Genomic DNA, 1,796 nt, shown 5'->3' on the forward strand with positions numbered 1-1,796 from the left:
AATAGACGGAAACGATTTGGTCTAAGAATGAATTTAATTGCTGGAATGGTGAATTGGATGCTCTTAAATTAACTTTCGCAAGAGATCTATTAATAAATTTATATACTCTAGCTTTATTCGATCCGAATATTCAAAATGATGCCCTAATTCCCCATACTCATTATCAAATACCAACTTTAAACTTAAATCATTTCTTTTTTTGATCTCTATACAGTGTTCTTCAAACTCATTTAGCCTTTCATTATCATAAAGATCTATAGGATCTAAATTTTTTAGTAACTCCTTTTCCCACTCATCAATATCTGTCCTTTCTTTAATTTCAGAAATATATTTTTTTAATTGAATGATAACATTGCTAAATGAATTACTAAGAAATGAAAAAGCCATACTAAACCAATTTTTATAATTAAATAATGGTAATTTTCTTATAAATCAAAAACTAAAGCAATATCAATAATCATTAAACTATCTTTGATGGGATATTCATTCACACCTTTTTTACAATTCATCCATATAGAATTTTCAATGAAATTTTTATGATGTTTCTTTATCAGGAAGAAATTTAGGTAGGCATTCTGAACCTTTTTTCGTGTTCATCATCGATAAACATTTTAGGTCGTTCGTTTCCCTACAGGGAGTTTAATGAAACATTTTGAATGTGCCGTCTGCAAGCAACAGCTGTTTTTTTACAAATCAGTTTGTGATCACTGTCTGTCACCGATCGGTTATATCGCTTCGGAAAAAGAGCTATGCGCATTCGAAAAACAGAGTGCTGAGCGATGGGTTCCAATCGCCAAAAACTACCAGCATGCCAGTTATAAACCCTGTCACAATTATGTAAATTATCAGGTATGCAACTGGATGATTCCCAGCGATGAAGATGAGGAATTTTGTGAATCCTGTCAGTTGACCCATGTCATTCCTGATTTGGAAAATTCTGAGAACCTGATTTACTGGTTTCGACTGGAAGAAGCCAAACGTCGATTCCTGTATTTGGCCCAGCGCATGAACATGATGCCACGCCCTAAAAAGTCTGAAGATGATCCATTTGGTCTGCGTTTTGATTTTCTCCTGCCCCAAGAAGATAAGCCTGTTTTAATTGGTCATGCCAATGGGGTCATTACCCTAAATGCAATTGAAGCAGATGTAGTTTATCGGGAAACTACACGTGTAAATATGGGTGAAAACTACCGGACTTTATTAGGTCATTTTCGCCATGAAAGCGGCCATTATTATTTTGCGCTCATGCAACATATGCATCCGGAATTGCTAGATGAATTCCGTCAGTATTTTGGCGATGAGCGGCAAGACTACAGCAAGGCACTTGAACGCCATTATAACGAAGGCGCACCAATCAACTGGCAGGAAAAGTATATCAGTGCTTATGCCACCGCCCATCCCTGGGAAGACTGGGCAGAAACCTGGGCACATTATCTGCATATGATGGAAACACTGGAAACTGCCTACTATGGTGGTATGCGTGTCGAAGGAAATGGCAGCTATCTGGCCAGTATGGATTTTAAAGAATGCCCGATTGGTGGACAGGATTTTGAACATATTCTGGAAAACTGGGTTACCTTGACCTTTAATCTGAATGCCTTAAACCGTTGTATGGGTCTGGAAGATGCCTACCCCTTCAAACTGAGCGAAGCAGTTAAAGACAAGTTACGATTTATTCACCGGCATGTGCTGGAAAAAGTTTTTAAATAGGGTCTGTTGACATTTACTGTTCATAATTAACCCTATAAAGGTAGCCATAAAAATATACAGGCTAAAGCAACAGAACTTTGATAATT

At 37.0% G+C, this 1,796-nt stretch carries 2 protein-coding genes; one reads left to right on the forward strand and one right to left on the reverse strand.

Translation table 11 applies throughout. The features are described from left to right. Positions 1-63: 63 nt before the first annotated feature. Entirely contained in the window at positions 64-387 is a 324-nt protein-coding gene (locus NI468_RS15970; protein ID WP_253102607.1) for a hypothetical protein, read from the reverse strand. Positions 388-642: 255 nt separating this feature from the next. Here NI468_RS15970 and NI468_RS15975 point away from each other — a divergent pair, with 255 nt between their 5' ends. Beyond that, positions 643-1,710, forward strand: a complete 1,068-nt coding sequence (locus tag NI468_RS15975; RefSeq protein WP_004731123.1) for a zinc-binding metallopeptidase family protein — start codon at positions 643-645, stop codon at positions 1,708-1,710. Positions 1,711-1,796: the final 86 nt, after the last annotated feature.

Source organism: Acinetobacter lwoffii (genome assembly GCF_024129355.1).
Lineage (GTDB): Bacteria > Pseudomonadota > Gammaproteobacteria > Pseudomonadales > Moraxellaceae > Acinetobacter > Acinetobacter lwoffii_I.

Coding starts and splice junctions, on each gene's coding strand:
- NI468_RS15970 (WP_253102607.1), bottom strand. CDS start 387: ATGGCTTTTTCATTTCTTAGTAATTCATTTAGCAATGTTATCATTCAA.
- NI468_RS15975 (WP_004731123.1), top strand. CDS start 643: ATGAAACATTTTGAATGTGCCGTCTGCAAGCAACAGCTGTTTTTTTAC.